The 25,135-nt window shown below is 66.7% G+C and carries 20 protein-coding genes; 11 read left to right on the top strand and 9 right to left on the bottom strand.

The window, feature by feature from the left end; all coding sequences use genetic code 11:
* The first annotated feature begins 31 nt into the window (after positions 1-31).
* Positions 32-1,096, top strand: a complete 1,065-nt coding sequence (gene mraY, locus H9532_RS08050; protein WP_296367455.1) for a phospho-N-acetylmuramoyl-pentapeptide-transferase — start codon at positions 32-34, stop codon at positions 1,094-1,096.
* The gene (locus H9532_RS08045) at positions 1,096-1,338 is read left to right on the top strand and encodes a hypothetical protein (RefSeq protein ID WP_296367179.1); all 243 of its coding nucleotides are present in this window, start codon (positions 1,096-1,098) and stop codon (positions 1,336-1,338) included. The genes mraY and H9532_RS08045 overlap by 1 nt, the downstream gene beginning before the upstream one ends.
* A gap of 23 nt (positions 1,339-1,361) precedes the next feature.
* Here the strand turns inward: H9532_RS08045 and H9532_RS08040 are convergent, their stop codons facing one another.
* Positions 1,362-1,547 (bottom strand): cytochrome B6, encoded by a 186-nt coding sequence (locus H9532_RS08040; RefSeq protein WP_296367176.1) that lies wholly within the window; start codon positions 1,545-1,547, stop codon positions 1,362-1,364.
* A 50-nt stretch (positions 1,548-1,597) separates the two neighbouring features.
* Between H9532_RS08040 and purT the strand changes: the two genes are divergently transcribed.
* Both purT and H9532_RS08030 read left to right on the top strand, forming a co-directional pair.
* On the top strand, positions 1,598-2,788 hold the full coding sequence (purT, locus tag H9532_RS08035) for a formate-dependent phosphoribosylglycinamide formyltransferase (RefSeq protein WP_296367173.1): 1,191 nt from the start codon (positions 1,598-1,600) through the stop codon (positions 2,786-2,788).
* A 77-nt stretch (positions 2,789-2,865) separates the two neighbouring features.
* Complete coding sequence (locus H9532_RS08030; protein ID WP_296367170.1) at positions 2,866-3,894, top strand: LCP family protein; 1,029 nt, start codon at positions 2,866-2,868, stop codon at positions 3,892-3,894.
* A gap of 14 nt (positions 3,895-3,908) precedes the next feature.
* Here H9532_RS08030 and H9532_RS08025 read toward each other — a convergent pair whose 3' ends face one another.
* The 3 genes from H9532_RS08025 to H9532_RS08015 form a co-directional block, all read right to left on the bottom strand.
* Positions 3,909-6,029, bottom strand: coding sequence for an HAD family hydrolase (locus tag H9532_RS08025; RefSeq protein ID WP_296367168.1), 2,121 nt, complete (start codon positions 6,027-6,029; stop codon positions 3,909-3,911).
* Positions 6,030-6,144: 115 nt separating this feature from the next.
* A complete protein-coding gene (gene uvrB, locus H9532_RS08020; protein WP_296367166.1) occupies positions 6,145-8,154 on the bottom strand; it encodes an excinuclease ABC subunit UvrB in 2,010 nt (669 codons plus the stop codon).
* Between the two features lie 198 nt (positions 8,155-8,352).
* Positions 8,353-9,108, bottom strand: coding sequence for a DUF561 domain-containing protein (locus tag H9532_RS08015; protein ID WP_296367164.1), 756 nt, complete (start codon positions 9,106-9,108; stop codon positions 8,353-8,355).
* A 40-nt stretch (positions 9,109-9,148) separates the two neighbouring features.
* On the opposite strand from H9532_RS08015, the gene tilS reads away from it, so the two are divergent.
* Together tilS and H9532_RS08005 are read left to right on the top strand one after the other, a co-directional pair.
* A complete protein-coding gene (gene tilS, locus H9532_RS08010; protein ID WP_296367162.1) occupies positions 9,149-10,177 on the top strand; it encodes a tRNA lysidine(34) synthetase TilS in 1,029 nt (342 codons plus the stop codon).
* A 23-nt stretch (positions 10,178-10,200) separates the two neighbouring features.
* Positions 10,201-11,646, top strand: a complete 1,446-nt coding sequence (locus H9532_RS08005; protein WP_296367160.1) for a hypothetical protein — start codon at positions 10,201-10,203, stop codon at positions 11,644-11,646.
* A 29-nt stretch (positions 11,647-11,675) separates the two neighbouring features.
* Here H9532_RS08005 and H9532_RS08000 read toward each other — a convergent pair whose 3' ends face one another.
* From H9532_RS08000 to H9532_RS07990, 3 genes are all read right to left on the bottom strand, one after another.
* A complete protein-coding gene (locus tag H9532_RS08000) occupies positions 11,676-13,676 on the bottom strand; it encodes a ribonuclease J (RefSeq protein WP_296367158.1) in 2,001 nt (666 codons plus the stop codon).
* Positions 13,677-13,762: 86 nt separating this feature from the next.
* Positions 13,763-14,680, bottom strand: a complete 918-nt coding sequence (gene dapA, locus H9532_RS07995; protein WP_296367156.1) for a 4-hydroxy-tetrahydrodipicolinate synthase — start codon at positions 14,678-14,680, stop codon at positions 13,763-13,765.
* 5 nt (positions 14,681-14,685) lie between these two features.
* Positions 14,686-15,762 carry an aspartate-semialdehyde dehydrogenase gene (locus H9532_RS07990; RefSeq protein WP_296367154.1) on the bottom strand — a complete coding sequence of 359 codons (1,077 nt, stop codon included), beginning with the start codon at positions 15,760-15,762 and terminating at the stop codon, positions 14,686-14,688.
* A 290-nt stretch (positions 15,763-16,052) separates the two neighbouring features.
* On the opposite strand from H9532_RS07990, the gene tig reads away from it, so the two are divergent.
* From tig to H9532_RS07965, 5 genes are all read left to right on the top strand, one after another.
* Positions 16,053-17,489: a trigger factor gene (tig, locus tag H9532_RS07985; protein WP_296367152.1), complete on the top strand. Its 1,437-nt coding sequence runs from the start codon at positions 16,053-16,055 to the stop codon at positions 17,487-17,489.
* A 39-nt stretch (positions 17,490-17,528) separates the two neighbouring features.
* On the top strand, positions 17,529-18,221 hold the full coding sequence (gene clpP / locus H9532_RS07980) for an ATP-dependent Clp endopeptidase proteolytic subunit ClpP (RefSeq protein WP_296367150.1): 693 nt from the start codon (positions 17,529-17,531) through the stop codon (positions 18,219-18,221).
* 103 nt (positions 18,222-18,324) lie between these two features.
* The gene (gene clpX, locus H9532_RS07975; protein WP_296367147.1) at positions 18,325-19,677 is read left to right on the top strand and encodes an ATP-dependent protease ATP-binding subunit ClpX; all 1,353 of its coding nucleotides are present in this window, start codon (positions 18,325-18,327) and stop codon (positions 19,675-19,677) included.
* A gap of 12 nt (positions 19,678-19,689) precedes the next feature.
* Positions 19,690-20,361 (top strand): lecithin retinol acyltransferase family protein, encoded by a 672-nt coding sequence (locus tag H9532_RS07970; protein ID WP_296367146.1) that lies wholly within the window; start codon positions 19,690-19,692, stop codon positions 20,359-20,361.
* Between the two features lie 9 nt (positions 20,362-20,370).
* On the top strand, positions 20,371-22,200 hold the full coding sequence (locus H9532_RS07965) for a DNA polymerase III subunit gamma/tau (protein WP_296367144.1): 1,830 nt from the start codon (positions 20,371-20,373) through the stop codon (positions 22,198-22,200).
* 15 nt (positions 22,201-22,215) lie between these two features.
* Here H9532_RS07965 and H9532_RS07960 read toward each other — a convergent pair whose 3' ends face one another.
* Both H9532_RS07960 and H9532_RS07955 read right to left on the bottom strand, forming a co-directional pair.
* Positions 22,216-23,565, bottom strand: a complete 1,350-nt coding sequence (locus tag H9532_RS07960) for a glycosyltransferase (RefSeq protein WP_296367142.1) — start codon at positions 23,563-23,565, stop codon at positions 22,216-22,218.
* A gap of 24 nt (positions 23,566-23,589) precedes the next feature.
* Positions 23,590-25,101, bottom strand: coding sequence for a SpoIID/LytB domain-containing protein (locus tag H9532_RS07955; protein WP_296367139.1), 1,512 nt, complete (start codon positions 25,099-25,101; stop codon positions 23,590-23,592).
* Positions 25,102-25,135 lie beyond the last annotated feature (34 nt).

Below are 25,135 nucleotides of genomic sequence, written 5' to 3'. Positions count from 1 at the left end.
CTTGATCTCCCCCACCAGGCTGATCGCCTCCATGCCCAGCAACAGCCGCTCTCTGGCGCTGTTGCTGGGTTTGTTGCTGTTAGGGCTCAGCGCCCTGTGCGACTGGTTCAGCCAGGCACCACAGCTGGCGCCACCGCTGCTGATCAGCGCGGTGGTGAGCGCCGTGATCTGCGCCTGGGGGGTGCCGCAGCTGCGGCGGCTGAAGCTGGGCCAGGTGATCCGCGAAGAAGGACCCCAGGCCCACCAGAGCAAGGCGGGCACCCCCACCATGGGCGGCCTGTTGGTGGTGCCGGTGGGCGTGATTGCTGGCGGCCTGGTGGCACCGGCCGATCACCGCCTGCTGGCGGTGGCCGCGATCACGCTGGCCACCATGGCCATCGGAGCGGTGGACGACTGGCGCAGCCTCACCAAGCGCCACAACACCGGCCTGAGCCCCCGCGCCAAGTTGCTGCTGCAGGGGCTGAGCGCGATCGCCTTTCTGGCCTGGGCCCATTGGGATCAACAGCTCGCTCCGTTCATTGCCCTACCGCTGGGCTGGGTGCTGCCCCTGGGACTCCTGATCCTGCCCCTGGGCCTGTTTGTATTCCTGGCCGAGAGCAACGCCACCAACCTCACCGATGGCCTCGATGGTCTGGCGGGGGGATGCGGCGCGATCGTGTTCAGCGGCCTGGGCATCCAGCTGATGCTGCGGGGCCACGAGGGCGATCCGGCAATGGCGGGCTTCTGCGCCGCGATGGCCGGCTGCTGGCTGGGTTTTCTGCTGTTCAACCGCCACCCGGCACGGGTGTTCATGGGCGACACCGGATCGCTGGCCATGGGTTCGGCCCTGGCGGCGGTGGCGCTGCTGAGCAACAGCCTCTGGCCTTTGCTGCTGATGGGCGGGGTGTTCCTGGCGGAATCGCTGTCGGTGATCGTGCAGGTGTGGGTGTTCAAAGCCACCAAGAACCCCGCCACCGGCCAGGGCAAACGCGTGTTCCGCATGGCGCCGCTGCATCACCACTTCGAGCTGGGCGGTGCCAGCGAGCAGCAGGTGGTGGTGGGCTTCTGGCTGATCAGCCTGATCCTTGTAATGCTGGGACTGGTGCTGCTCCCCTGATGGCGTACTTCACCTGGAAGGAAGCGGGCCTCACCGCCGATTGCGCAAGCCTTGAGGCGATGGCGGCACGGTTTGAAGAAGCGGCCGCCCTGATGCGCCGGATGGCCAACGAGGGCTTTGTGCTGGAGCGCCACAGCGATGGGCAGCACATCACCCACAGCGATGCCTCGGTATTTGCCGCCTATGGCTTCATCGATGAGCAGTCGCCGGTGCGGCAGCTGGATCTGATTGATCCGGCTTGATCGATCTGGCCTGAGGCGGCGGCTCAACCAGGCCGGCGCAGGTAACCCACCAGCCAGACCACGATGAAGGCCAGAGCGGAGATCCCCAGATACACCAGGGTCCAGCGCTGCAGGCTCTCGATGCTCAGACCATTGAGCAGGCCATCAGCCGCATCGCCGGCGGTGGCATAGCCCAACAACAGCCAGGCCAACGGGAAGAACTGCAGCACAGGGGGGCGCCGGGGCAGGATCGGGGCAGTCTCTCGCCTCAGCCGCGGCCATGGCCAGCCCCACCTTTCCGCGCACGCTGATGCTGCTGGGCAGCGGAGAGCTGGGCAAGGAGGTGGCGATCGCCGCCCAACGCCTCGGCTGCCGGGTGATTGCCGTGGACCGCTACCCCGGCGCACCAGCGATGCAGGTGGCCGATCAGGCCGAAGTGGTGGCGATGACCGACCCCGAAGCCCTCAAGGCCGTGGTGCGGCGCCATCAAGCTGATGTGGTGATTCCGGAGATCGAGGCGCTGGCGGTGGATGCCCTGGCGGAGCTCGAGGCCGGTGGCATCACCGTGATTCCCACCGCCCGGGCCACGGCGGTCACGATGAATCGCGATCGGATCCGTGATCTGGCCGCCAGCGAGCTGGGGCTGCGCACGGCTCGCTTCGCCTACGCCGAAAGCGCTGAGGAGCTGGCTGCCGCCGCCGCACCCCTGGGCTGGCCCGTGGTGGTAAAGCCAGTGATGAGCTCCTCCGGCAAGGGCCAGAGCGTGGTGGATGGGCCCGAAGGGATCGCCGCGGCCTGGGAGGCGGCGATGGCCGGCGCCCGCGGCAGCGGCGCGCGGGTGATCGTGGAGGAGTTTCTGCGCTTTGAGCAGGAGATCACCCTGCTCACCGTGAAGCAGTGGAACGGGCCCACCCTGTTCTGCCCGCCGATCGGCCACATCCAGGAGCGGGGCGATTACCAATGCAGCTGGCAGCCAGCCCACCTCGACTGGGATCAACTGGCCGCCGCCCAAACCATGGCGCGCCAGGTCACCGACAACCTTGGTGGGGCCGGCATCTTCGGGGTGGAGTTCTTCGTGTGCCGGGGGGCAGACGGCAGCAGTGAAGTGGTGTTCTCCGAGCTCTCCCCTCGCCCACACGACACTGGCCTGGTGACCCTGGCGGGCCAGAACCTGAGCGAATTCGAACTGCATCTGCGCGCGGTGCTGGGCCTACCGATCCCCGAGATCCGCTCCACCGGCCCGGCCGCTAGCCGCGTGATCCTGGCGGAGCAGGCCAGCGACGCCGCGCGCTTCAGCGGCCTCGAGCAGGCCCTGGCGGAGGTGGATGTGCAGGTGCTGTTGTTCGGCAAGCCCGATGCCCGACCGCACCGGCGCATGGGCGTTGCCCTGGCCAGCGGCGCCAATCTCGAGGAAGCCCGTCAGCGCGCCGATCAGGCGGCGGCCGCGATCTCGGTGTTGCCGGGCGGCTGATCCAGCTGGGCGAGAGGCCCAGATGCCCCTGGCCACAAGGGAAGACGCGCGATACGGTGCGCCCACGCACACCGTCCATGTCGCAGGCCCAGCCCAATCCCGCGCCGCGCCGCCGCCCATCCCGCGGCCGGCTGAAACCTGTGGAAAAGCAGGAGCGGCAGGGCCGTCGCGGCACAGCGCCAGCCCGCCAGGCCACGGTGACACCGATGGATCCACGGCGGCGCCCCCAAACCGGGAAACGGGGTCTGCCGCGCCTGCCCCTGTTCATGGCAGGCATTGGCCTGGGCTACGGCCTCAATGGCCCGATTCCCCATCTCGCCACCGGCCTGCTCGCCGGACTGCACCACCCCAGCAACGTGATCGGCTCCCTGGTGGCACCGGCCGGCATGGGCGACCGGCGCATCGTGGTGATGGGCACCGACCATGTGAGCACCAACACCGATGTGATGTTCACGGTGCAGCTACGCGATGGCCGCACCGAGCTCACCCAGGTGCCGCGCGACACCTTCATCGAATCCGATCGCTACGGCGTGATGAAGGCCAACGCCCTCTACAGCAGCGGCGGGCCCGACATGGTGAAGCAGGAGCTGAGCAAGCTGCTCTCGGCCCGGGTTGATCGCTACCTCGTGCTCAACCTCCAAGCCGTGCAGCGGCTGGCGGACGCCATCGGTGGCGTGGAGGTGGACGTGCCGAAACGCATGTATTACGTGGACAACAGCCAAGGCCTGTACATCGACCTTTATCCGGGCCGGCAACTGCTCAAGGGAGAAGCCCTGGAGGGATTCCTGCGCTTCCGCCACGATGAGCTCGGTGACATCGGCCGGATGGAGCGGCAGAAGCTGGTGCTCAAGGAGGTGTTCAAAAAGCTGGCCAATCCCGCCATGGCCACCCGCCTGCCGGAACTGATGAACATTGCCGGCAAAGACGTGCTCACCGACCTCTCCCCGGTGGACATGGGCGCTCTGGTGACGGCGATGGCCACCACCAAGCTCAGCTCCAGCCGGTTGGAAGGCACCCCCTACTGGCATGAAGACATCAGCTACTGGCTGCCGGATGCCAACCCCCACCGCGACCTCTACCGCAGCCAGGAGCAACCGCCTCTCTGAGGGCCAGGCCGAGGTCAGCGCCGCAGAAAGCGGTAGTGATCCAGGCCCTCCAGCACACCCCACGCCTGCCGGCGCGAGGCGAAGAACACCTTGGAGCGGCGGCGGAGATCATCAAGGGAACGGTCGTGATCACCCACCACCACCCCTAGGGCGCGACCGTTGAGCAGGTCGCCATCACCCTGCTGCGACGCCACCACCAGCACCTGCTCCAGCGGCAGGCCCCAACACAGGCTCAGATGGCGGATCGCCTCCGCCTTGGAGGCCCGCAGCGGCAACACATCCAAGAACCAATGGTGGAAGAGATGGGCGCGGGCCTCAAACCGTCCCTGGCGCAGGCGCTGACGCACCATCTCGAGCACACCAGCCGTGGGCGACTTAAGGGTGTAGCTCAGCTTGAAAGGGCCCTGCTGCACCTGGGGTTGCAGCACCAGGCGCGGGGCCAGATCAGCCAAGGCCTGCTCCACAGCCTGCCGCTGCCAGCCCTGGGCGATGTGGTCTCGCCAGGCCAGATCCGGCACGCCCTCAGGGCCATACAGAATCTCGGCGCCGGCCTCCAGGATCCACACCTGCGGCGGGGGTAGATGCAACTCGTGGTAGCGCAGGCTGGCTGAGGCGAAGCTGCGGCCACTCAGCATGCCGATGCCACAGCTGGCATCAGCCGCCAGACGGCGCCGCAACTCCTGCAGCCCGGCAGGATCCGGGGCATCCAGGCACACATCGAGATCCAGCAGCAACAGCCGCTGCACCGGCGCCGCCGCCGAGGCCGGCAGGACGGGTTGCGGGCGCTGTTCCATCAACTCCTGGCAGCGGCGCTGGGCTTGGCCGAGATAGGCGCACACATGGGCATCCCAGCTGAAATTGCGGCTCACGGCTTCAATGCCGTTATCGCGCCAGCGGCGCCAGCGGCCTGAATCAGCAGCGGCGGATTCCAGGGCCTGCTGGAGATCGTCGAGGTCGGTCACATCCACGAGCTGGCCGTTAGCGCAGCGCTGCAGGATGTCGCGCGGCCCGCCGTCATCGGTGGCCACCAGGGGCAACCCGCAGGCTGCGGCCTCCAGCAGGGTGAGGCCGAAGGGCTCGGTGAGCGCAGGATTCACGAACACACCGCCATGGCGCGCTGCCCAGCGATAAATCGCCGGAATGTCGTCGCCACGGTGCTGCTTGGGATAGGCCACCCGCCCGTAGAGATCAAAGCGATCCACCAGCTCAAAGATCTGCTGGAACTGATCGCGTTGCTGTTTCTCCATGGAGCGGGGGTCCTCACGGCAGCCCAGCACCAGCACCAGGTTGTGACGTTCCTGCAGCAGGGCCGAGCGGCCAAAGGCCTCCACCAGGGCTGGAACGTTCTTGCGGCGCACGGCGCGGCAGATGCAGAGCAGCGGCGGCTTGGCCGGATCGCGCAGGAACGGCCGCATCAGCTCCGCCACGGTCTGCTCCTCCCCGGGCAACTGTTGGGGGTGGAAACGGCGGGCATCCACACCGGGCGGCACCACCACCGCACGGCTGGCGATGAAGCGGTCGTAGCGGCTGTATTGCTGCTGCGCCTCCTGCTGGGTGCTGGTGATCACCAGGGCGGCCTGAGCCAGGGTGCGCTCCTCGGCATCAATGCGGCGACCGATGGCATAGGCGTGCTCGATCTGATCGTGAGTCATCCCACCGGCCAGCAGGCGACGCTGCTTTTCGCGACCCAGGGAATGGCCCGTGAACACGAGAGGGATCCCGAGCCGCTGCGACACCAGCGCTCCCACATAACCCGCATCGGCGTAGTGGGCATGAATCCAATCCGGCCGGCGATCCTGCGCAGCAATGTGGGCCACCACGGCATCGGCCAGCTCATCGAGATGGGGCCAGAGCAGTTCCTTGCGTAGATAGCGGCGCGGCCCACAGGGCAGGCGCACGATGCAGGCTCCACCGCCCAGATCTTCCAGCGGCTCGGCGTAATCCGGAGAAACGCGCTTGTCGTGAATCAGCCGGGTGAGCACCTCCACCCGATCCACCTCGGGGCGAGCCGCCAGGGCCCGCATCAGCTCGAGCACGTAGGTGGTCTGACCGCCGGTATCCGCATCGCGCCCCAATTCGAGGTCACGCCCTCGAAACAGCCCGTGCAAATGCAAATGAAGCAGATAAAAACCCACCCTGTTCTCCGCCGATTAGCTCAGCTTTAGCCGAAATTCCACGCGCAAACAGGAATCATTTCGGGAAACATCCCAAAATGATGCACAAATGCTGACGTAAAAGTCTTAAAGAATTTCAGTGCTTACCCACCAGTTTCTGGCGCAAACCTTTGATGCGATCACGCAAGTTGGCGGCTTCCTCGAACTCCAGATTCTTGGCGGCATTCTTCATCTTCTCTTCCAACTGCTGAATCAATTCAGGCAGGGCATCCAGGGGAACCTCGTTGTGCTCCGCCTGCTCGGTGGCCTGCTCGAGCTGCTCATCGTTGAGCCGGCGCGACACCTCCAGAAACGCCAGGATCGAGTTGCCGGCCCGCTTGCCTGCAGGCGAGGGCGTGATCCCATGCTTCTCGTTGTAGGCGTGCTGGATGGCACGGCGGCGCTCCGTTTCCGTGATCGCCTTGTCCATGCTGTCGGTGAGGTTGTCGGCATAGAGCAGCGCCACCCCCTCCACGTGGCGTGCGGCGCGGCCGATGGTCTGGATCAAGGAACGCTCCGCCCGCAGGAACCCTTCCTTGTCGGCATCGAGGATCGCCACCAGCGACACCTCGGGCAGGTCGAGGCCCTCCCGCAGCAGATTCACCCCCACCAGCACGTCGTATTCGCCGTTGCGGAGGTCTTGGATGATTTCGATCCGCTCGATCGAGTGGATCTCGGAGTGGAGGTAACGCACCCGCACGCCGTTCTCAGCCAGGTAGTCGGTGAGGTCTTCGGCCATGCGCTTGGTGAGGGTGGTCACCAGCACCCGCTCCCGCTTGTCGGCGCGCAGGCGAATCTCCCCCAGTAGGTCGTCGACCTGGCCTTCGGTGGGCCGCACCTCCACGATCGGATCAAGGACGCCTGTGGGGCGAATCACCTGCTCCACCACCTGGCCATCGCTCTGGCGCATCTCCCAGTCGCCCGGGGTAGCGCTCACGAAAATCGTCTGCCGCGCCTTCTCCCAAAACTCCGAGCCTTTCAGGGGGCGGTTATCAGCAGCGGAGGGCAAGCGGAAGCCGTGCTCAATCAGCACCTGCTTGCGCGATTGATCGCCGTTGTACATCGCCTGCAGCTGACTGCAGGTGACGTGGCTCTCATCCACCACCAGCAGCCAGTCGTCAGGGAAATAATCGATCAGGCATTCCGGCGGCGTACCGGCCTGGCGACCAGCCAGATGGCGGGCGTAGTTCTCCACGCCATTGCAGTAGCCCACCTGCTCCAGCATCTCCAGGTCGTAGGTGGTGCGCTGCTCCAGCCGCTGGGCCTCCAGCAGGCGGCCCTGTTCATTGAGCACATCCAATCGCTCACGCAGCTCGCTGCGAATCGCCTTGATCGCATCAGCCAGCCGCTCCTTCGGGGTCACGAAGTGCTTGGCCGGGTAGATGTTGATGCTCTCCAGGCTCTGCAGGATCTCGCCAGTGGTGGGATCCACGTAGCGGATCGCCTCCACCTCATCGCCAAACAACTCAATCCGCACCAACCGATCTTCATAAGCCGGGCCGATCTCGAGCACATCACCCCGAACCCGGAAGCGGCCGCGGGAGATCTCCAGATCGTTGCGGGAGTACTGGTTGTTCACCAGCTCCCGCAACGAACCGCGCAGATTGAGCGTTTCACCCACCTCGAACTTCACCGCCGCCTTGAGGTATTCACTGGGAATACCCAGGCCGTAGATGCAGCTGATCGAGGCCACCACAATCACATCGCGCCGCTCAAACAACGAGCGGGTTGCCGAGTGGCGCAGCATGTCGATCTCTTCGTTGATCGACGCCGTTTTGGCGATGTAGGTGTCGGAGACGGGCACATACGCCTCCGGCTGGTAGTAGTCGTAGTAGGAGATGAAATATTCAACGGCGTTGTTGGGGAAAAACTCCCGCAACTCATTGCACAGCTGCGCCGCCAATGTCTTGTTGTGCGCCAGCACCAGCGCCGGCCGCCCCGTCTGGGCGATCACATTGGCGATGGTGAAGGTTTTGCCCGTCCCCGTGGCTCCCAGCAGCGTCTGATAGCGCTCGCCGCCCTCCACGCCAGCCACCAGGCCTTTGATCGCCTCGGGCTGATCACCCTTGGGGCTGTAGGGAGCGTGAAGCTGAAACGGAGTGGCCATCAGGCCATTCTCGGGTAGTCAGCCCAGGGGCGTGGTGCTCATCAGCAACGAAGCGGGGGTTGCCGGCCACTGCACCAACCAGAGCAATGAAAAACCCACAACAACGGGCGGCGCTCGCCGCAACGTCGTCATGGGTTTCACGCCTGAGCGCTCCTGCAGTTCAGGCTGGATGTAGAGCGTTGTGATCTGCTCTCGCGATCAAACGGCGGCGTTCACAGCGCTGCCGAGAGCTTCGCGCAGACCGCGCACCACAGCCACCATGGCCAGCTGGTCATTCAGCTTGTTCACCGCCGAACCCACACCCACGCCGGCGGCACCAGCGGCGATCGCCATCGGCACGGTGACCGACGACAGACCAGAAGCGCAGAGAACAGGCACGCTCACGGCGCGGCTGATGCTGTGGGCAGCAGCCAGGGTGGGAGCAGCCTTCTCGATGAGGCCGAGGCTGCCGGCGCTGAAGGGCTTGGCGCTCATGCCGCCCTCGGTCTGGATGAGGTCTGCACCGGCGACCACCAGATCAACGGCCAGCTGCTCCTGCTGATCGAGGGGCAGCACGTGCGGCACGGTGACGCTCAGCACCACCTCGGGCAGCAGTTCGCGGGTGCGACGGGTGATCGCCAGCACTTCCTCAGCATCGAAGATGCGGCCCAGGGGATAGAAGGCGTCGTAGTTGCCGATCTCCACCATGGCGGCACCGGCGGCCACGGCAGCGGGGAACAGCTCGGGATCCACGGCGCTCACACAGATCGGCAGGCCGCTCACCTCGGCAGCCAGCTGCACCAGAGCCGGATCGCAGGCCACATCGATCAGATCAGCACCGCCCAGACCGGCCGCGCGGCTGATGCGCTCCACACTGGCGGCATCGAAGTTCGTGAGACCGGCGATCACCTTCAGGGCGCGGCGCTCCTCCAGAGCCAGACGAAGCGAAGCGGGCAGCTGGGCGAGACGCGACATACCAGTGCAGACAGAGTGGAACGATTCTCCCACGCAGCATTTGGCGCAACGCTGGAGCCGCCACCACCTGCGCCTGCACCGCTGGCTGCTGCAGCGGCCGGCGCTGCTGCCCGATGGAGCCAGCCTGCTGCTGGCGGTGTCGGGCGGCCAGGATTCAATGGTCCTGGTGGGCCTGCTCCACGATTTGCAGCGCCTGCATCACTGGAAGCTGCAGCTATGGCACGGCAACCATCAGCTGCGGGCCAACGCGGGCGAGCAGGCCAGTGAACTGGCGCGCTGGGCGGCCCAACAGGGGATCCCCCTCCACATGGAGGTGTGGCGGGAGCCTGAGCCCACTGAGGCGGCCGCCCGCGCCTGGCGCTACGCCGCCCTGGCAGCCGCCGCCAGCAGCTGCGGCGCCAGCCATGTGGTCACCGGCCATACCGCCAGTGACCGCGCTGAAACCCTGCTGTTGCAGCTGGCCCGCGGCAGCCACCGCCGCGGCCTGGCCAGCCTGCGCCCGCAGCGGCCGCTCACAGCGGAGCTCACCCTGGTGCGGCCACTGTTGCTGTTCACCCGCGGAGAAACCGGCGAGATCCACACGCAGCTGGGCCTACCCCTCTGGCCGGATGCCAGCAACGAGGACCCCCGCTACAGCCGCAACCGCCTGCGCCAGGAGGTGCTGCCGGTGCTCGAGCAACTGCACCCAGGCGCCAGTCGACGCATCAGCGGCGTGGCCGAACGGCTGGGCCAGGAGCAGGACAGCCAACAGGAGCTGGTGGAGCTTGCCCTGACAGGACTGCTGGCCGGCCCGCCCGCGCCGCCCATCGCCCTGCGGCGACGCGATCTGGTGGCCCTGCAACCTGCGAACCAACGGCAACTGCTGCAGCACTGGCTGGCCCGCCAGGGGGTGAGCAACCTCCCAGCCCCGCAGCTCGACCTGCTCCTCAGCCGCCTGACCCATGGCCGCGAGCCGGGCAGCACTGACCTGCGCAAGGGACTCCGGTTGCAGTGGGACCGGCAGCACCTCTGGTTGCAGCAGCCCAGCGCTGGCCCACCGCACAGGGCAGAGCCACCCGACTCGCCCTAAACAAGGGAACAAGCAGCCCCCGCATGCCCCCAGTGCCCATGCCCAGCCCGGAGGAGCAGGCCTACAGCGCCGTGGAGCGGGCCTATGGCCAGGGTGATTTCGCGGGTGCGCTGCAGCAGGCCGAGGCTCTTCAGCCACAGCTCCAGCCCAACCGCAGCGACCTGCTGGATCAACGCCTGCAGCTGCTGATCGGCCACATCCATCTCTATGGCCTGGGCCAAACGCGCCAGGCGGAAGACGCCTACCAGGCAGTTCTAAGCAGCTGCCCGGAACCCACGTACCGGCAACTGGCCGAGCAGAGCCTGCGACTCTGCGCTCAGCAAACGGAGCCCGCCCAGACCAATCCCGGGAGCAGCCCGGTCAGCGCCTTGGCCAGCGAACCCAGCAGCCAACCCACCAGCGACCTACCGGCAACCCCCTGGCTAGCCCAACTCGACGACCCGCAACAGGCCCTGGCATCCATCCAACAGGCCTGGGCCACAGCCACTCCAGCTGCCCAACCCGCGGCCACCCCGAGCTCGGATGCAGGAACCGCCGCCACTCCCTGGACGGGAGCAAGCACCACCGCATCCACGGAAACCCAGAGCGAGGCCGCACCCCCACCGGAGCCCACCCCAGCATCGGCGGAACCTCCCGCAGCCGTGGCGGACACCCCAGCACCGCCCAGCGACGCCGAGCGCAACGAACTGGACCGCGGCCTGCTGCTTGTGCGGCTCACGAGCCGCGCAGACCACTCGGTGGAAACCACCGAGCCACCGGCGCCAGAGCCCGTGCTGCAACCCAGCCCTGAAACAGGCACGATCCACGTCACCGCCCCAAGCCTGGGCGCTGCGTGGACGTTGTTCAAGCGTCACTGGCGCAGCTACCTGATCCTCGAAGGCCTGGCGGTACTGACCGCCCTGGGGGTGGCCCTGCTCCAACTCTTTGGTGCTGGGTTGCAAGGCCTGGCCGAGCTCAATCCGCTGCTGGCGTTGTTGCCCGGGCTGGCCCTGGCTGTGGGCGCTGTGGCTTTGAACCTGTGGAGCAACCTGCTGGGGGTGAGCCTGCAGATGCTGCCGGCCCTGGCCTTTGAGCAAGGCAGCCACCCCAGCGCCACAGCGATGCTGCAGCTGCTGCGCCGAGATTTCTGGCGGTTTGTACGGGCTGGCGCGGTGGTGGGCCTGGCCACCGGGATCGGCCTATTGCTGCTGATCGTGCCCGGGGTACTAGTGGCGATTGCCACACCGGTGATCATCCGGCGCGTGGTCTGTGATCAGCAGGCCGCCCTGCCGGCTGTGATCACTTCGGTGAAAGAGGTGGGCAACAGCCCCGCTGGAGCCGGACTGCTCAAGTGGGAACTGGTGGCAGGGCTACTGATGCTCGGATCGGTGCTGCTTTGTGGCCTGCCCCTGCTGATCACCATTCCGTTAGGCGGAATCCTGGTGCAGCAGTATCTGGCCCACAGCGGCCTGGGCTCGACCCGGATCTAAATCCCAGGCCGAGCCCAGCTGGATCCGCTTCAGCTCGCTGCAGCCGAACGGCGGCGACGGGTACGACCGCTGATCTCAGGCTCCTCCACCCGGGCAGGTGTGGCCGCCGGAGCTGCAACTGCGGCGGCAGCGGCGGGGGCTGGAGCCGGGGCAGCGCCCACAGCCGCCAGTTCACGGCGAGGCTGCTGGGAGCGCTCCACACGCTCCGGGCGCTCACCGCGCTGAATATCACGACCGCCATCACGGCCACCGCCGCGGCCACCGCGGGGGGCGGGACGAGTATCGGGCTCGGCATCAGCGCGGCCCTTGTAGGCGGGGGTTCCGCCGGGGGCGGGCTGCACCAGACAAATGATCAGGGGCTCCACCTGCAGCTCACGGCGCAGGCGGCGCTGCAGGCCGATCTCGATCTCGCGCTGCACGCCCATCCAATCCACATCGGGGGCCTTGCCGCCGCTGTTGCGCGAGAGCTGCTGCCAGCGGTTCTCGAGCACCCAGGTGATCTCGCGCTCGGCCCAGAGGCTGAGCTTGCGGGGATCCGCAGCGGTGACCACACCACGCAGGTTCACCCTGGGCGGAGCGGCCATCACGCCATCGGTGCTGATCACAGCCAGCATCGTGATCACACCGTCGTCGGCGAGTTGCTGACGCTCCTTGAGCACGCGGGCATCAACGATGCCGTTGCGGGAGGCATCGAGCAGCTCGATGCCGGCCTTCACGGGATCACCCTTGGCGATCGAATCGGGGGTGAGTTCCACGACATCACCGTTATCGATGATCAGGATGTTTTCAGCAGGCACGCCCATGGATTGAGCGGTCTTGCTGTGGCACACGAGCATGCGGTGCTCGCCGTGAACGGGCACGAAATACTTCGGCTTGGTGAGCGCCAGCATCAGCTTCTGGTCTTCCTGGAAGCCATGGCCCGACACGTGAATGCCTTCACCCTTGCCATAGACAACCTTGGCGCCCAACATCATCAACCGATCGATGGTGTTCACCACCGAAATGGTGTTGCCGGGAATGGGGCTGGCCGAGAAAATGATCGTGTCGCTGTTTTTCACCTGCACCTGCGGGTGTTCACCGCGGGAGATGCGACTCAGGGCAGCTAGCGGTTCGCCCTGGCTGCCGGTCATCAGCAGCAGGGTTTCACGATCGGGCAGATCACGGATCTGCTTGATCGGCACAAACAGATCATCAGGAGCGCGCATGTAGCCCAGCTCGCGGGCCTTGGCGATCACGTTGAGCATGGAGCGGCCCAACAGGCCCACCTTGCGGCCGTTCTTGAGGGCCAGCTCCAGAATCATCGCCACGCGGTGAATCGAGCTGGCGAAGGTGGTGATGATCACCCGGCCTTCGGCCTGGGAGATGTGGCGATCCAGGCAAGGGAACACCGAGCGCTCCGGCGGGCAGAAGCCCGGCACCTCAGAGTTGGTGGAGTCGCTGAACAGGCAGAGCACACCCTGTTCGCCGTAGTGGGCCAGGCGAGCCATGTCGAAGGTCTCACCATCGACAGGAGTGTGATCGAACTTGAAGTCACCGGTGAAGATCACGGTGCCCACAGGAGTGGTGATGGCCAGCGAGAAGCTGTCGGCCATCGAGTGGGTGTTGCGGATGAACTCCACCGAGAAGTGCTGACCCACCTTCACCACATCGCGGGGAGCGACGGTTTGAAGAATGGTGCGATCCATCACACCGGCTTCTTCCATCTTTCCGGTGAGCATCGCCAGCGCCAGACGCGGGCCATGAATCACGGGGATGTTGAAGTTCTTGAGGTGGTGGGCAATGCCACCGATGTGATCTTCGTGACCATGGGTCACGATCATGCCGCGGATGCGCTTCTGGTTTTCCTTCAGATAGCTGGTGTCCGGCATCACCACGTTGACGCCGTGCATGCCATCGCTGGGGAATGCCAGGCCGGCATCCACGAGCATGATGTCGTCGCCGTATTCAAAAACGCAGGTGTTCTTGCCGATCTCGTGAAGGCCACCGAGGGGGATGACCCGCAGACAGGGTTTCTTGGCTTGGTTCGTCATTCAGGAATGGGGGTCCGGCGCAGCCGGAAGCAGAACGGAAACATCGGGGGAGCGAACGCCGTGGCGTGCTCCGGTGGGCCTTGGCGTCAGGTGGGACGCAGGGCTGCCAGAACGGAAGTGAGTTGATCGCGCACGTCGTTAGAAGCGGATACGAGAGGAAGCCTTGGGGCACCCACGGGCCAGCCGCTGAGCTCCAGCGCGGCTTTCACGGGGATGGGATTGGTGGTGCAGAACATCGCCTTGCACAGCGGCAGCAACTGTTCATGCAGCGCCAGAGCCGTGCGGTGATCACCGGCGAGGAAGGCCTGCACCATCTGTTGGATTTGATCGCCGGCCACATGGCTGGCCACGCTCACCACGCCCACGGCACCCACAGCCAGCATCGGCAGCAGCAGGGCGTCGTCGCCGCTGTAAATCGCCAGCCGCTCGCCGCAGAGGGCGCGCAGGGCACTCACCTCTTCGGTGGTGCCGCTGGCGGCCTTGAAGCTCACCAGATTGGGCAAATCCATCAGCCGAGCGGTGGTCTCGGGGCTGATGCTGCAGCCGGTGCGGCCCGGGATGTTGTACAGCATCAGCGGCAGCGTGGGAGCAGCGGCGGCCACAGCGCGGAAATGCGCTTCCAGGCCCGCCTGGGGCGGCTTGTTGTAGTAGGGAACCACCACCAGCGCACCATCGGCGCCGAGAGCCGCGGCTTCAGCGATGGCTTCCACGGCTTCAGCGGTGCAGTTGCTGCCGGTGCCCGCCAGCAGGCTGGCGCGCCCACCCACGGCAACCTTCACCGCCGAGAACAGCTGATGCTGTTCGTCCCAGCTGAGGGTGGGGGACTCGCCGGTGGTGCCGCAGAGCACCAAACCATCGGAGCCGTGATCCACCAGATGGCTGGCGAGGCGTGCGGCCAGCTCCAGATCCACGGAGCCATCAGCGGCGAACGGGGTCACCATCGCGGTGATCACCCGGCCAAAGGGAGCGGGGGAAGCAGCGCCGGGCTGCAGTGGTGCGGCCATCGTGCTCAAGCGACAGCACCTGCAGTGGCCGCTCCGGCGGCGGCGGCGGCAGCCGGATCCAGCAACAGCTCGGCAATCTGAATCGCGTTGAGCGCCGCACCTTTGCGGATCTGATCACCGCAGAGCCAGATCTCCAGCGCATTGGGCTCACTGAGATCTTGACGGATCCGGCCCACAGCCACGGCGTCGCGCCCCGTCACGTCGGTGGGCATCGGGAAGCGGTTGGAGCTGAAGTCTTCAATCAGCTCCACACCGGGTGCCGCGGCGAGGAGCGCACGGGCTTCATCCACCGGGAACGGCTCTTCAAACTCGATGTTGATGGCCTCGGAATGAGCCCGCAGCACCGGCACCCGCACACAGGTGGCCGACACACGCAGATCGGGCAGCCCCATGATCTTGCGGGTTTCGTTGAGCATCTTCAGCTCCTCCTCGCAGTAGCCGTTCTGCTGCAGCGGCGAGTTATGCAGAAAGAGGTTGAAAGCGAGGGAATAGGGGAGCACGCTGCTCTCCGGCGTACCACCGTCCAGCACGGTGCGGCTGAGGTTGGCCAACTCCTCCATGGCACGGGCACCGGCGCCACTGGCGGACTGATACGTGCTCACCACCACCCGGCGCAGAGGCCGCTTGGCCGCCAGCGGCGCGAGGACCAGCGTCATCAGGATCGTGGTGCAGTTGGGATTGGCGATCACGCCGTTGTGGCCAAAAGCGGCGTGAGGATTCACCTCGGGCACCACCAGAGGCACCTCCGCATCCATGCGGAAGGCGCTGGAGTTATCGATCACCACGGCACCGGCAGCGGCGGCCACGGGCGCCCACTGCTTAGACACCGAACCGCCGGCTGAAGCCAGCACCACATCCACGCCGTTGAAGGCTTCAGCGCTCACGGGCTCGATCGTGAGGGTCTGGCCGTTCCACGTCACGGTCTGACCGGCTGAACGGGGTGAGGCCAGCAAGGTGAGGCGGCCAACGGGGAATTGACGTTCGGCCAGCAGGAGCAGGAGCTCCTGACCCACGGCACCGCTGGCACCAAGAACGGCCACGTGCAGAGGGCGCTGAGGCAGAGGGCGAATGGAGCTGGTCAACGGTGATTCAGGTGCGTGGTTCAGGTGCAGTGATGTCGCTGAGCAACGGAGAACGTGATCCGGAAACAGGGCAGCCGCAGTTGCAGAGGCTGTGGCTGTGGCAGCGGGACGCGCCAGGGCTGATGCGATCTGCCAAACAGTGTGCGGAAGCCCAGCGGGCTTTCGCTAAGAGATCTTCAGGTCGCTGTTCTTGCTTCCAACAATACGCGGCGAACGCAGTGCCGGCGACGCTGGGCATCGGCCTGTCACACGTCAGTTCATAGGATCGTGGGCTGCCTAGACGCCGATCCATGAGTCCTGCCGCCTCCACTGCCAGCCAATCCGAGCTCAAGGTGAGCACCAGCCCTCGCCCCGGCAGCCGGATGGCGGTGGAGATCGGTGTTCCCGCAGGCCTGACTCAGAGCAGCCATGAGCAGGCGGTGGAGAAGCTCAGCCGCACGCTCAAGCTGCCCGGCTTCCGCAAAGGCAAAGTGCCCCGCGCCGTGCTCGTGCAGCAGATCGGCGCCGTGCGCATCCGCGCCACCGCCCTCGAGGAGCTGGTGGACAACGTGTTCCGCAATGCCCTCAAGCAGGCAGAGATCCCGGCCATTGGCCAGCCCAGCGTGGATGGCGGCTTTGAAGCCCTGCTCGAGCGTTTCGAGCCCGGCAAGGAGCTGAGCCTCACCCTTGAAATGGATGTGGAGCCCACCCCCAGCCTCAAGAGCACCAAGGGGCTCAAGGCTGAAGCCGAGAGCGTGAGCTTCGATGCCGCCCGCGTGGATGAGCTGATCGAGCAGTCCCGCCGCCAGCTGGCAACCCTGGTGCCGGTGGAGAAGCGTGCCGCTGAATCCGGCGACGTGGCCGTGATCAACTTCTCCGGCACCTTCACCGACAACGGCGAAGCCATCAGCGGTGGCAGCGCCGACGCGATGGAGGTGGAGCTCGAAGACGGCCGCATGATCCCCGGCTTCGTGGAAGGGATCATCGGCATGAAGCCCGGCGACAGCAAGACCGTGGCCTGCCAGTTCCCCGAGGAATACCCCCAGGAAGACGCCGCCGGCCGCAAGGCCAGCTTTGAGATCACCCTCACGGAGCTGAAGGCCCGCGAACTGCCCGCCCTCGACGACGCCTTCGCCCAGCAGGCCAGCGACAAACAGACTCTGGCTGAGCTGCGCGCCGACCTAGAGGAGCGCCTCAAGGAAGACGCCGAGCGCCGCAACGAGTCGAACCGCCACGACGCCCTGCTGGCCGCTCTGGTGGAGCAGCTCGAGGTGGAACTGCCCGAAACCCTGGTGCAGGAAGAAATCATCTCGCTGCTGGAGCAAACCGCCGGCCAGCTCGCCCAACAGGGCATGGACGTGAAGAAGCTGTTCACCCCCCAGCTGATCCAGAGCCTGCGCGAAACCTCGCGCCCCGAAGCGGAGGAGCGCCTCAAGCGCAGCCTGGCCCTCAAGGCCCTGGCCAGCGCCGAGAAGATCGAGGTGGCCGCTGATGAAATCGAGGCGAAGGTGAAGGAGCTGAGCCGCGGCTTCAGCGACAACTCCCGCATCGATCCCGCCCGCCTGCGCCAGGCCGTGCAGGAAGACCTGATGCGCGAGAAGCTGATGGGCTGGCTGGAGAGCAACTCCACCATCACCGAGAAGGCTCCTGAAGCCGAGGGCGACAAGCCCAAAAAGGCGGCGGCCAAGAAGAGCACCGCCCAAAAGGCCAAGGCAGAGACCGACGCCGAGCCCGCTGCCGAAGCCTGATCCCCATAGATTGGCCGGACTGACGACAAGTCCGGCCGCGTGATCAACGCCAGCACCCCTCACCCGATCCAGAACCGCTGGCTGGGGACCCGCCCGGAAGCCACCATCGCTTTGCGGAGCGCAACAGCCCCGATGGCGGCCCCGGGCGTGCTGCCCACCGTGGTGGAACAGTCCGGCCGGGGCGAACGGGCTTTCGATATCTATTCGCGCCTGCTGCGCGAGCGGATCATCTTTCTGGGCACCGGTATCGACGACCAGGTGGCTGATGCCCTGGTGGCCCAGCTCCTGTTCCTCGAAGCCGAAGATCCCGAGAAGGACATTCAGATCTACATCAACTCGCCGGGTGGCTCGGTGACCGCCGGCCTGGCGATCTACGACACCATGCAGCAGGTGTCTCCTGATGTGGTGACCATCTGCTACGGCCTGGCGGCCTCGATGGGCGCCTTCCTGCTCTCCGGCGGCACCAAGGGCAAGCGCCTGGCCCTGCCGAACGCGCGGATCATGATTCACCAGCCCCTCGGCGGCGCCCAGGGCCAGGCGGTGGATATCGAGATCCAGGCCAAGGAAATCCTCTATCTCAAAGACACCCTCAACGGGCTGATGGCCGAGCACACTGGCCAGCCGCTCGAGAAGATCGCCGAAGACACGGACCGCGACTACTTCCTTTCCCCGGCAGAGGCGGTTCAATACGGACTGATCGACCGCGTTGTCACCGACGACGCCCCGGTTTGATCCTTAAGGACAGCTGACGAAACGTGGGATCCCGTTGATCCTGGTTTCGGGCCCCTGACCCGCCCCAGCCAGGACGCTCCCGCCGCACCGCCGCTTCTGCTCGATGCCCAAGTTCGATGCCCACCTGAAGTGCTCGTTCTGCGGCAAGTCGCAGGACCAGGTGCGCAAGCTGATCGCAGGGCCGGGCGTGTACATCTGCGATGAGTGCATCGACCTCTGCAACGAGATCCTCGATGAGGAGCTCGTGGAGGGCCATGGCAGCGGGGCACGCCAGCCCGCGGAAGCCAAGGGCAAATCACCAGCCAAAAAGAGCGCCAAGCCCGCTCCCACCCTTGCCGAGATCCCCAAACCCCGGGAGATCAAGGCCCACCTCGATGCCCAGGTGGTGGGGCAGGAGGAGGCCAAGAAGGTGCTGTCGGTGGCTGTTTACAACCACTACAAGCGCCTGGCCTGGCAGGGCGACGGCAAGGGCGAGAGCAACGAAACCGCCACCCGCCTGCACAAGAGCAACATCCTGCTGATCGGCCCCACCGGTTGCGGCAAAACGCTGCTGGCCCAAACCCTGGCCGAGCTGCTCGATGTGCCCTTCGCCGTGGCCGATGCCACCACCCTCACCGAAGCGGGCTACGTGGGTGAGGACGTGGAGAACATCCTGCTGCGGCTGCTGCAGAAGGCCGATCTGGATGTGGACCAGGCCCAGCGCGGCATCATCTACATCGACGAGATCGACAAGATCGCCCGCAAGAGCGAGAACCCCTCGATCACCCGTGATGTGTCGGGTGAGGGTGTGCAGCAGGCGCTGCTCAAGCTGCTGGAGGGCACCGTGGCCAACGTGCCCCCCCAGGGGGGCCGCAAGCACCCCTATCAGGACTGCATCCAGATCGACACCAGCCAGATCCTGTTCATCTGTGGTGGCGCCTTCGTGGGCCTCGAGGATGTGGTGCAGCGCCGCATGGGCCGCAACGCGATCGGCTTCATCCCCGAAGGAGGCCGCAGCCGCCACCGCCAGGGCAAGGATCAGCAGGCCGCCCACGTGCTGCGCCACCTGGAGCCCGACGACCTGGTGAAGTACGGCCTGATCCCGGAATTCATCGGCCGCTTGCCTGTGAACGCCGTGCTCGAACCTCTCGACAGCCGCGCCCTCGAAGCGATCCTCACCGAGCCGCGCGATGCGCTGGTGAAGCAGTTCCAGACGCTGCTGAGCATGGATGAAGTGCGGCTGGAGTTCGAACCGGGCGCCGTGGAAGCCATCGCCGCCGAAGCCCACCGCCGCAAGACCGGCGCCCGCGCTCTGCGGGGCATCGTGGAGGAGCTGATGCTCGATCTGATGTACGACCTGCCATCCGACAAGAGCACCAAGGCCTTCACCGTGACCCGCGAGTTGGTGGAGGAGCGCACCAAGGCCAAGGTGCTGCCCCTGCCAGGCAGCGAGCAGGTGCAGCAGGAGTCGGCCTGATCGCGGTGGGCCATGGCCGCTGCTGATCACCTGCAGGTACCGCGCCAGCACGGCCTGTTCAACCACCACGGCATCGATCTGGGCGACGGCACCGTGGCCCACTACCTCGAGGGCCGGGAGATCCTGCGCAGCCCCGTGCAGGAGTTCAGCCGCGGCCAGCCCCTGAGTGTGGTGAGTTACCCCGATGGCAGCTGCTCAGCGCCGGGGGTGACCCTGCGCCGGGCCATGGGGCGCCTGGGGGAGCAGAACTACAACCTGCTGTTCAACAACTGCGAGCATTTCGCCCACTGGTGCAAAACCGGCCGGCACCGCAGCGAGCAAGTGGAGAACTGGCTGCACACCGGCAGCCTCAGGGCCCTGGGCCTAGGCCAGTTCGTGCCGGCCGCCGTGCTGAGCGGCGCCCGGATGCTGCTGCGGCAGGGTCTTCGACTCAACGATGCGCAGCTCGAGCAGGGCAAGGCCCTGGCCCGGCGCAGCATCGAACAGCTCGATGGGCTGAGGCTGAAGCTGCAACACCGGCTGGAGCTCGAACTCGCCAAGGCGGAGCAACGCTGGAGTCCGGGCGAGTCGCAGAGCCCAGGCTTTGAAACCCTGCGGCTGGCCGCGCAGAAGCTGGCGGATCAGCTCAGTGAGGTGGAAGAACTGGAAGGACGGCTGGAGCGGATGCTCGAGAACGGCCAGTAGCCTCCAGCCATGCCGGCTGCCTACCAACCCCTCCACCACAAGTACCGCCCGCAGCGCTTCGATCAGCTGGTGGGGCAGGAGGCGATTGCGGCCACCCTCGGCAATGCGCTGCGATCGGGGCGGATCGCGCCGGCTTACCTGTTCAGCGGCCCGCGGGGCACGGGCAAAACCTCCAGCGCCCGCATCTTGGCGCGCTCGCTCAACTGCATCGGCTCTGATGGCCCCACGCCGGAGCCCTGCGGCACCTGTGAGCTGTGCACCTCGATCGCCAACGGCAACGCCCTCGATGTGATCGAGATCGACGCCGCCTCTAACACCGGCGTGGACAACATCCGAGAGCTGATCGAGCGCTCCCGCTTTGCGCCGGTGCAGGCTCGCTGGAAGGTGTATGTGGTGGACGAGTGCCACATGCTCTCCACCGCGGCCTTCAACGCCCTGCTCAAAACGCTGGAGGAGCCGCCGCCGCGGGTGGTGTTCGTGCTCGCCACCACGGACCCCCAGCGGGTGCTGCCCACCATCCTCAGCCGCTGCCAGCGCTTCGATTTCCGCCGTATCCCCCTCGACGCCCTGGAGCGGCACCTGAGCTGGATCGCGGAGCAGGAGGAGATCGGCATCACCGCTGAGGCCCTGCATGTGGTGGCCCAGCGGGCCCAGGGTGGCCTGCGCGATGCCGAGAGCCTGCTCGATCAGCTCAGCCTGCTGCCGGCGCCGGTGGAACCCCAGGCGGTGTGGGAGCTGCTGGGCGCGGTGCCCGAACAGGAACTGCTGCAGCTGGCCGAATCGTTGGCCGCTAGCGAACCGCTTGGCCTGATCGAAGCGATCCGCACCCTGCTGGAGCGAGGCCGTGAACCCTCCGCCGTTCTGCAGGGGCTGGCCGGTTTGCTGCGGGATCTGGTGCTGGCCGGCGTCGCCCCCGACCGGCTCGAGCTCACCAGTTTTTCGCCCCAGTTCCGCAGCGGCCTGCCGGATTTGGCGCGGCGCATCGGCAAGGCCCCACTGCTGCTCTGGCAGGCCCAGCTCAAAGGCAGCGAGCAGCAGCTGCGCCAGAGCGTGCAGCCGCGGCTGTGGCTGGAAGTACTGCTGCTCGGCCTGCTCGCCGAACCCCAAGCGGTCCGCACCGCCGCCACCGGAGCAGCCCCAGCTCCGGCCCCTGTTGCGGCACAACCAGCCTCGGCGCCGGTCGCTGTGGCTGTTCCTGCCGCGGCGGCGGCTCCCGCCACCACCCCCGAAGCACCGCCCGAACCCGCCGCTCCCGCACCAACAACGGCCCCGGCCAGCGCCGACCTGGTGGAGCTATGGCAACAGATCCTCGCCGGCCTGGAGCTCCCCTCCACGCGCATGTTGCTCTCGCAGCAAGCCGTGTTGGCCCGCCTGGATCAACAGCGTGCCGTGGTGCAGGTGGCCGGCAACTGGATGGCGATGGTGCAAAGCCGCTTGCCCCTGCTGGAGAAGGCAGTGGCCTCAGCCCTGGGCAGCCCGCGCCAGGTGATGCTCGAAGCCGGGGGCGCGCCACCGCCGCAGGCCCCCGCACCAGCCGCGCAGGCAACGATCCCCGCGGCTCCGCCGAAGCCTGTAGCCGTGGTGGCCGCCCCAACACCAGAGCCCCCGCGTGCCGCAGCACCAGAACCTCGTTCAGAGCCTCCCCAACCCGTCTCGCCTCCGGCCGAACCACCCCCAGAGGCGACAGCACCAGCGGCAGCTGCCAAACCCCAACCGCAGCCAGCCTTGATCGATGATCAAGCCAAGCGCCTGGCGGAGTTCTTCAACGGCGAAGTGGTGCAGCTCGATGGCCCCCTGCCAGAACTGGAGGGCACCAGCGCAGACAGCCAGGCCGCCTGATCCGGCTGCGAGGCGTCAGAGCACCTGGGTGGTGAGATCCGGCTCCTCGGCGGCCTCACTCTGGCCGGATCCCACATGCAGGGTCTTGGCCCACACCAACCGCTTGGGTAGGAGCGCCATCCGCAGGGTGGTGTAGGGAATCACCACGAACCAGTGGCCGAGATAGGCGATCCCTAAAGCCAGATTGAGCGGATTCATGCGGGGCAGGGCCGGCCCTTCGCTGCTGCGCAGGCAACCCACCAGGATGGCGCCGCCCGAGAGGCCAAAGGCCACGAACGACAGCGGCCACATCAGCGGGGTGGTGCGGCTGAGCAGGCTGGTGAACAGATCTGCCACGGCCATCACCGGCAGGGCGTACTGCAACAGGAAAAAGCCGCTGAGATCGAGCTTGCGGGCAGCGCTGGTGGCCGGGCCGGTGAGCTCACCCCAGTAATCGAAGAAACGCTGCAGGCCGCCTTCAGCCCAGCGTTGCCGCTGGCGCCACAGGCCCATCACACTTGTCACCGCCTCCTCCTGGATCGGCGGATTCCAGAGGAGACCCACCGGCTGCCCCTGCACCAGCAGGCGGAAGCTGAGATCGAGATCGTCGGTGACAGTGGCTTCGTTGAAGCCATCGCAGGCGAGCACGGCCTGGCGCTGCAGCAGTTGGCCATTGCCACGCAGCTCCACCACACCGCCACTGTGCAGACGGCCCTGCTGAATCACGGCATCAAGGGCCATTTCCATGGCCTGGGCGCGCGTGAGCAGGTTGTGATCGGCATTCACCACAGCTTTGCGCAGCTGCACCGCCGACCAGCCACCAGCTTCAGCGAAGGCCACCAACCGCTTCAGGCCGTCGGGCTGCAGCTGTGCATCGGCATCGAGCACCAACAGCCAGCGGCCTTGCAATTGGGGCAACAGCGCATTGAGCGCCCCCGACTTGCCGCCACCGGCATCTCGGCTGCGGCGGAGCACCTGCAACTGCGTGTAGCGGCGCTGGTAAGCCTCAAGCACCTCCGGGGTGCGGTCTTCGCTGCCGTCGTCAATCACCCACAAACGCAGCTGCTCGGCGGGATAGTCGAGCTCAGCCAAGCGCTCCACCAAACGACCGATCACCGCTTCTTCATCCCGAGCGGCCACCACCAGATCCACGGCTGGCCAGGTGGCTGGCGGCGGGCTATCCACAGCCGCCCCCGCACCTCGCATCAGGGGCAGGAACACGCTGCGGACGGCGTAGGTGCCCAGCAGCAGCGTGAGCGCCAGGGAAGGCCAAAGGCTGCGAGTGGGCGGAAGCGCGTGGGGGGCAGCCCCCGCAAGACAACAACCGATCAGAAACAACGAGGCCTGCAGTCGGCGGGCTCCTGTGGCTGTGCCCCCGGCGGCCATGACATGTTCCAGGTCTGACGAACTTTAGAGGGCTCCGCGGTGGACCTCTTCAGGCAACGTCTGAATGGGCACCAGGCGTGCACCGGGGTAATAGCGGTTGAGGATCTGCTCCACGCTCCAGCCCCGCGCAGCCAGCTCAATCGCTCCAGCCTGCGACAGGCCGGACCCATGGCCGAAACCCCCACCCACCACGCTCCAGCTCCCGGCACCACTAGCGGCAAGCACAAACAGCGTGCTGGGCAACTGGCGGTAGGTGCGGCGGATGGCATCGCGCTCCAGCACAACTCGCCCGCCGGGCCCCTCAATCGCCAGGCGCAGCACCCGCCCGCTGGGACCCCGCTCCATCACCACCGGCTTCAGCGGCGAGCCGAGGCTGGCTGCCCTTGCCCCAAGACCCTTGCGCAGGCTGACCTGATCCAGCTGCCGCCGCCAACGGAACAACGGATGCGTGGCGCCCACCACACCGGATCGGCGGGCGAGCAAAGCGGCCACCTCCTGGGCATCGAGCGGCAGGGTCAACCCCTGCACCGAGGCCCCATCCAGATCCAGGAAGGGTTCGAGATAGCCCAGCTCCGGCAGCGGCCAGGCCTCGTCTTCATCCGCGCTCACGCCACCGTTGCTGGCGTGATACACGGCATGGATCGGCTCACCGTTTTGAGCCAGCACCTGCCCAGCGGTGCGGCTCACCGCCTGGCGCACCGCCGATCCGGCCTGGCGGGGATCGCTATACACCTGACACTGGGTGTCGGAACACAGGTGGTAGCCATCCACCTCGAAGCGGTGCCGGTTGCGCAAGGCCCAGGTGCGGGCCAGTACGGCCTGAGCCGCCAGGGCCGCCGCTGGTGAACCCGCGCCGATTTCATGGGGTACCACGCCCTGGAGATAACGCTCCAGGGGCACCTGCTCCACCAGCGTCCAACTGCCATACGCATCGGCTTGCAAGCGGAACGGTCCAGCAAACACACCGCCGTTGAAGCGCAGCCCGCCTGGGGCTTGGATCTGCACGGGGCCCTGCAGGCTCCGCCATCCCGAAGCCGCGTTGAGCTGCAGCACCCGCTGCTGGGTGAGCCGCTGCTGGAGCTGGCGCGGGGCCGTGCCCTGCGGGGCCGGCGCATCAGCGGGCGCCCACACCTCCCAGTCGCGCGGATGGGCCACCTCGGCTGGCACGCCGAGGGCCCGCCAGGCCAGCGCCGCCTGTTCCGCCGCTTCAAAGCTGGCGAAGGGGCCCAACACGCTGCGGCGGATCTCGATCGGCTCGGCCAGGGCCTGCGCCACCCACCGCAGCTGCACACGCCGGGCACTGAACTGTTCGCCGCGGGCATCAACCAGCTGCAGGGGCGCTGAGGCCCCCTCCAATGCCAACGGCTGACCGCCGAGATGAGCCGCCAACGAGACCCAGAGCACGGGCTTGGAGCCCTGCACCGCAGGCGGCTTGGGCACCGGCAGGCGGGTGAACGATTCGGCGCCCGCCCCCTGGCAGCCCGCCGCCAGCACCGCCAGCGACAGCAGGGCTGTGAGTGCTCGAGCAGCAGCCATCGCATCGATCCAGGCGCCGCTCGACCCTAGGGGG

It is taken from the genome of Vulcanococcus sp. Clear-D1, from assembly GCF_014654725.1.
Lineage (GTDB): Bacteria > Cyanobacteriota > Cyanobacteriia > PCC-6307 > Cyanobiaceae > Vulcanococcus.
The sequence above is the reverse complement of the archived record's forward strand: the minus strand, read 5'-3'. Positions and strand labels throughout refer to the sequence as shown.